This is a genomic window from Geminicoccus flavidas, from assembly GCF_009806515.1.
In the GTDB taxonomy this organism is placed as follows: domain Bacteria; phylum Pseudomonadota; class Alphaproteobacteria; order Geminicoccales; family Geminicoccaceae; genus Geminicoccus; species Geminicoccus flavidus.
Map to the genome: position 1 here is coordinate 1 of NZ_WUJP01000793.1, position 5,501 is coordinate 5,501.

8 protein-coding genes are annotated in these 5,501 nt (G+C 72.6%); 3 read left to right on the forward strand and 5 right to left on the reverse strand.

Annotation, left to right across the window (positions count from 1 at the left end; translation table 11 throughout):
• Positions 1-1,059 precede the first annotated feature (1,059 nt).
• The 3 genes from EQG76_RS22755 to EQG76_RS22765 form a co-directional block, all read right to left on the reverse strand.
• Positions 1,060-1,542, reverse strand: a complete 483-nt coding sequence (locus EQG76_RS22755) for a hypothetical protein (protein WP_159716593.1) — start codon at positions 1,540-1,542, stop codon at positions 1,060-1,062.
• A 177-nt stretch (positions 1,543-1,719) separates the two neighbouring features.
• Positions 1,720-2,223 (reverse strand): RNA pyrophosphohydrolase, encoded by a 504-nt coding sequence (locus EQG76_RS22760; protein ID WP_159716594.1) that lies wholly within the window; start codon positions 2,221-2,223, stop codon positions 1,720-1,722.
• A gap of 1 nt (position 2,224) precedes the next feature.
• On the reverse strand, positions 2,225-3,184 hold the full coding sequence (locus tag EQG76_RS22765; protein ID WP_159716595.1) for a divergent polysaccharide deacetylase family protein: 960 nt from the start codon (positions 3,182-3,184) through the stop codon (positions 2,225-2,227).
• 107 nt (positions 3,185-3,291) lie between these two features.
• Between EQG76_RS22765 and EQG76_RS22770 the strand changes: the two genes are divergently transcribed.
• The 3 genes from EQG76_RS22770 (at position 3,292) to EQG76_RS22780 (ending at position 4,701) form a co-directional block, all read left to right on the forward strand.
• Positions 3,292-3,915: an extensin family protein gene (locus tag EQG76_RS22770; RefSeq protein ID WP_159716596.1), complete on the forward strand. Its 624-nt coding sequence runs from the start codon at positions 3,292-3,294 to the stop codon at positions 3,913-3,915.
• 127 nt (positions 3,916-4,042) lie between these two features.
• The gene (locus EQG76_RS22775; protein ID WP_159716597.1) at positions 4,043-4,378 is read left to right on the forward strand and encodes a hypothetical protein; all 336 of its coding nucleotides are present in this window, start codon (positions 4,043-4,045) and stop codon (positions 4,376-4,378) included.
• Positions 4,375-4,701 carry a hypothetical protein gene (locus EQG76_RS22780; RefSeq protein WP_159716598.1) on the forward strand — a complete coding sequence of 109 codons (327 nt, stop codon included), beginning with the start codon at positions 4,375-4,377 and terminating at the stop codon, positions 4,699-4,701. The genes EQG76_RS22775 and EQG76_RS22780 overlap by 4 nt, the downstream gene beginning before the upstream one ends.
• A gap of 34 nt (positions 4,702-4,735) precedes the next feature.
• On the opposite strand, the gene EQG76_RS33615 is transcribed toward EQG76_RS22780, so the two are convergent.
• Together EQG76_RS33615 and zapE are read right to left on the reverse strand one after the other, a co-directional pair.
• Positions 4,736-5,182 carry a hypothetical protein gene (locus EQG76_RS33615; protein WP_159716599.1) on the reverse strand — a complete coding sequence of 149 codons (447 nt, stop codon included), beginning with the start codon at positions 5,180-5,182 and terminating at the stop codon, positions 4,736-4,738.
• A 34-nt stretch (positions 5,183-5,216) separates the two neighbouring features.
• Entirely contained in the window at positions 5,217-5,447 is a 231-nt protein-coding gene (gene zapE, locus EQG76_RS33620; RefSeq protein WP_235031519.1) for an AFG1/ZapE family ATPase, read from the reverse strand.
• Between the last annotated feature and the right edge of the window lie 54 nt (positions 5,448-5,501).

A 5,501-nucleotide genomic window follows, 5' to 3' on the forward strand; every position in this document is an offset into this window, starting at 1 on the left:
AACCGGCAGGCGCACCAGCCTCACCGCCTATCCCTGCCTGAGCAGGGCAGGACTTCAGGGAGGTGGTATGATACCCATGATCCACATGCCGGGGCAGTCGGCGATACCGGCTGCGCAGCGTTCGGGGCCTCCGTTTGCACCACCGCCCGTGCCAGGCGGCACAGGCGAGCCTCAGCCGGATTCGCCCCACAAGGCCACGGCGACGATCCCGCAGATCGCCAGGGCGAGCAAGGCGCCAGGCCGACGGCCCTGCTGGAACAGGTATCCGATGGAGCGAAGCGGCCTCGGGCGCGTGGGGAAGTCGCGGCGCCAGATCTCCGAAGGTCTCGGGCTCATGAGCGTCCACCTCTGCTACAGCGCGCATGAAGCGCGGAGGCCTTCGATCGACCGATGAGCCGTGCACGCATCGTCCACCGTGACGATCGTCGCCATGCAGCATGGCGGTTCCATCCCGTTTGGCAAGAGCCGCAGCCGGGCGGAGCCGGCCGCTGGGGCGAGCTATGGCCGGCTGCGGCCTGAATGCACGGGCTCCAGCCAGTTCAGCCAGGTCGCGCCTACAGAAATCGGCTTCGGCCACCGAGAGGGGGCTCTCGATCCTGCCGACCACCTGTGGCGCAGGGTGGAGGAATGTTGCCCGCCGGGACCATCAGGACGAGAGCTTACGCAGCTTTCCGTCGACGCCTGCATGCTCGCTCGGTTCCGGCCCGACCAGATCCGCAATTGGCAGCTTCCTCGGTTCCGCCGCCCGCCAGCGGTGCGGGTGTGGTTAGTAAGAAACGCGCCACAGTGACGGGAGGTGGGACGACATCCGCCACTGCCCCACTTCTCCAGCCAGCTCCGGCCTCATCACGCCCGGCTCTGGTCCGTAACCGGCGGTTTCCCTGGACCTGCCGCCAGCACGGGGATGACGTTCGCGCGGCGGCACCGCCACCATGGGCCGCATGGCGACTTCCGACTGGACGCGCTCGTCCCCCAGGTCCCATCCACCCTGGTGCCCCGTGCTGATCATGCGCCGACCGCCGCTCCCGCTGGCCGGCACGGCCCTCATGTCCGGCCTCGTCAGCGCATGGTGTAGGTCGCGAGGCGCAGGCGCCAGGCACCCGGCTGGTCGTAGTCCTCCTCCAGCTTGAGCTGCACGGCGGGACGGGGCCAGGCTGCCTCGTCGTGCCACAGGACCTGCCGCTCGCCGCCCGCGAGCTCGACCGTGCCGGCCCTGACCCAGCGGCGTACCGCGGCCGAGTCGGGTTCGGTCAGGCAACGCTCGATCCGGGCACCGGTGGCCTCGAATCCCGCGGCCGCCACCGCGCGGTCGACGACGCCACCGGGGCGAGCCAGGCAGGCATGGCTGGCGGTGAGCAGTCCGCTGCCCTCGATCCGGCAGCGGGCGAACGCGTCGTCCAGCGGCGGAGCCTGCCAGCCGGCCGGTCCGGTCGCCAGGCCGCGCAGGCTGGCGAACGCATCCGGCCAGGCTGCCACTACCTGCCGCAGCCCGAGGCAGAGCCGTTCCTGGTCACCCGCCCGCACCGCGGGCGCCGGGACCACGGCTGCCGGCGGCGATGGTGGAGGCTGCGGCGGCGGGCTTGCGGTGGGCCCGCAGGCGGTCAGCAGGACGCCCAGCAGCAGCGCCGCCAGCCGTCGCGCGCCGCCCGGCCGGCTTGCGGCGGCGGGCGCTCCCCGCCGGCCTCCCCCCTGCCCCGGAACCACGGCCGGCCGCACCGCCTAGGCCAACTCCGGCGCGAACTCCTGGAACACATGCCGGTAGATCGCACGCTTGAACGGCACGATCAGCCGCATGACCTCGTCGGGCATGGCCCACCGCCACTCGGCGAACTCGGCTTCCTCGCCATGGCCCACGAGATCGATGTCGGCATCGTCGCCATCGAAGCGGAACAGGAACCAGCGCTGGGTCTGGCCCTTGTAGCGCCCCTGCCAGGATTTTGCCGCGAGGTCCGGCGGCAGGTCGTAGGCGCGCCAGCACCCGCTCTCGCGCACCAGGCTGGCGGCATCAGTACCCGCCTCCTCGCGCAGTTCGCGCACCGCCGAGGTCAGCGGCGTTTCACCACTGTCGATCCCGCCCTGGGGCAGCTGCCAAGCCTCCACCATCGTATCGATCCGCCGCCCGAGGAACACACCCCGGCCCGGTCGATGCAGGAGGATCCCGACACAGGGGCGATAGCCCGCCAGCGGCTCGGCCGTGACGATGCAGCTGCCTTCCTCGTCCATCTCATCCCTCGTGCTGCCGGCTCGCTGCCACAGCGGCCCTGCCTTCCTCGGCCGGCACAACACCGACCTGGCTGCGCAGGAGCGACGAAGGTGCCACCAGCGTCAAGCCTTCAGCGGACATGCCGCGCAGCCAGCGCGCTAGGCGCTCAATCGCCAGGGGGTGGCTCGGCAGCACGCCCAGGGCCCGTCCATCGGCCGTGGCCGCCGCGCCCAGCATCTGGAGGAACTCGTCGACTCTGGCCGGCAGGCTGGTGACCCGCAGGGAGCCTGCTGCCAGCTCGACCTCCGCAGGGACCTCCCGGGCCAGTAGCGTTGCGAACTCGCCGTGCAGCACCACCGGCAGCCGGTGCTCCCCGAGTGCTGCCAGGACCGGCAGCAGCCGCTGCGGGCGCGCGCCGAAGGCACCGGGCTCCAGCAGCACGCCGGCAGGTGCTGGAACCTGGTGACGGGCGGCTGCCAGCCGGCCGAGATTGTCCGCATCGCTCCGGGTCGGCGAGATCGCCAGCGAGCCCGCGTCGAACCGGGCGGGATCGCCTTGCGACACCGGCAGGTCCAACCAGATCTCGTGGCCGCGCCGGCGCAGTTCCGCCTGGAAGAGCGGGGGCTGATCGGCATAGGTGGACCAAGCCAGGGCGACCGGTGCCGGCAGGTCGAGTGCCGCGCGCGCCAGGGCCGGGTCGAGCCCGGCACCGGCCAGGATCACTGCTACTCGTGCACCATCGGGCTCCGCTGGCCGGACGGTGGCAGGTGCGGCGCCAGGCGGTCCGGTGGGCAATCCAGCGGGCGCGGCCGGCATCCGCAGGATCGCGACTTCGACCACTGCCGGAGCACCTCCCACGGGTGCTGCCAGGACCGCCGCACCGCCTGCCCAGGCCAGGGCGGCCAGGAGCAGCCCGACCAGCGCCCAGGGGAGCAGCGGGCCGCGGCATAACCGGCGAAACGACTGGCGCAGGAAGGACAAGGCTGCTCCGATCAGTCAGGGCATGGCGATGGCGGGCTGCGCCGCAACCCGGTGTGGGCTGTCGCCGCCTGCCCCATCTTCGCTCCCTGCCGGTGAACGTTGCGTTAATGCTGAAAGCTCGTCTTCACGTCCCTCTCGGCTTCGCGGCCCTGGCCCTGCTGGCAGTGCTCGCCGGCTGCGGTACCCGGCAGCCCGCCACGCCCCCGACCGATCCCGGCTGCATGGCAGCACTCGCCGCCACCGGCGCACGCTTCAGCCCCTGGCCGGCCGCACCGGGCGGTGCCTGCGGCGTGGATCAGCCCCTGATCCTCCAGCGCGCCGGGCCGGCGCTGGTGCCGCCGCTGGAGACTTCCTGCGCCATGGCGGCCGCCTGGGCCGGCTTCGTGCCGGAGCTGGACCGGCTCGCCCGGGCAGAGGCCGGTACACCGGTGGCGGAGGTGCTGGCTGCCGGAAGCTGGTCCTGCCGCTCGATGACCGGCAACAGCAGCCGGCCGAGCCTCCATGCTTCGGCGCGTGCGCTCGACCTGCGCGGTTTCAAGCTGGCGGATGGCAGGCGCATCGACGTCGCACGGGACTGGAACCGCCGCGACGCTGCCGGCCGATTCCTGCGCGCGGTCGGCAAGGCGGCGTGCCGGCACTTCCGCGTGGTGCTGGGCCCGCCGGCCGACCGCTTCCACCACGACCACCTCCATGTCGACATCGGCCCCTGGCGGCTCTGCCAGGTGGGCTGACGGCGGGTGCCCACGGCAGCACCTCGGGCCGGGCCACGGTACCTTAATGTGCGTTAACCGTGATGGCACCGCACGTGCGCAGTGAAACCAGCTAGCGATGCGGCAGGCGATCAGCGGAAGGCGCTCCATGGACGACCAGGCGCAGAGCGGCGAGATCAGGCCGGCCGCATGGCCGGCCCTCCTGTTCGGCGGGTGGTGGGCGTTGTCGGCCGGGCTGCCGGCCGCAGCCGCGGCAGCACTGGCCGCCCCCTTCCTGCTGCTCTGGCACGGCTGGCCGCCGGCGGCCGCGCTGGTCCTCGTGCTGGCGCACACGGTCCTGGCGGTGCTGGCCGACCAGGGCCGGGTCGGCCTGCCCTGCCGCCTGCGCCCCCTGCTGCTGCCGGCGCTGGTGCTGGCCGCGGCACTGGCGCTCTCCGGACTGCTGGGCCTCCTGGTCGGCACCCTGGGCGGCGATCTGCCATGAGCAGCCTGCTATGGCTGCCGGGTGCGGTGGCGATGCCGGGCCTGCTCCTACTCCTGACCTTTGCCCGCACCGGCAACGCCGCCACGCCCCGCCAGCGCGTCGACGCCTTCGGCCTGGGCATGCTGCTGGCCCCGCTGCTGGCCCCCTTCGCGATCGTAGCACCCTTCGCTTCCGCCATGCCGCCCGCGGGCGCCACGCTGGCCAGCGGCTGGCTGGAATCCGGACTGCTGGAGGAACTGGCCAAGGCCTGGCGCTGTGGCTGGTACTGGCGCCGCGCCTGCCGGTGGAAGCAGTGCTGGCTCGTGCCGAGGCCGCGATCCTGATCTCGCTGGGCTTCGGCAGCTACGAGAACCTGCTCTACCTGGCAGGCACGGGCGAGGACGGCACGCTCCTGCTGGTACGCAGCCTGGTCTCGCTGCCGGCCCATTTCACCGCCGGGCTCGCTGCCGCCGGGGCGTTCGTGGCCGCCTGGTTCAGCCATGGCACGTTCAACCAGTGGGCGCTGGCCTGGGCGGGTGCGGTGAGCGGCACGGCAGTGCCCGAGCAGGTGTCGCCCCTGCTCCTGGCCCTCTTGGCCACCGCACCGGTCGCCGGAATGCTGACCGTCGCCTGGTGTTGGCGCCGGGTCCTGCCAATCGTGAGCGGCGGGCTCGGTGCCAGCCTGCCCTGGGCAGCGGTCGCGGGCTTCCTCCTGGCCGCGGCCTGGCTGTTCTGGGACGGCCTTGGCCAGAGCCACCCAGCGCGCCCGGCCATGATCGTGCTGGCGATGCCATTCGCGGCCCTGCCCGCAGCTTTGGCCCTCATCGCCGCTGCCACCGCCGCGGATGCCTGGCGCTGCTCAGTTCAGGTCCGAGGTCAGCGCGAACGGGGCGAAGTCCCGGCGCAGGAGTTCGCCGCCCGCCGAATCCGCAGCTTCGAGCCAGGCACTGCTCTGCATCTCCATGAGCCGGCTGACCGTGCGCTGGAACTCGAAGGCACCCTCCCCGACCGGGTAGAGCTCGTCCGGCCGGCCCGCGGCGGTGACGAGCAGCAGCCGCCGGTTCTCGTAGAGCACGTCGACCAGGGTCATGAAGCGCCGGGCCTCGTTGCGCCGGGCCGGGGCCAGGATCGGGACCCCGGCCAG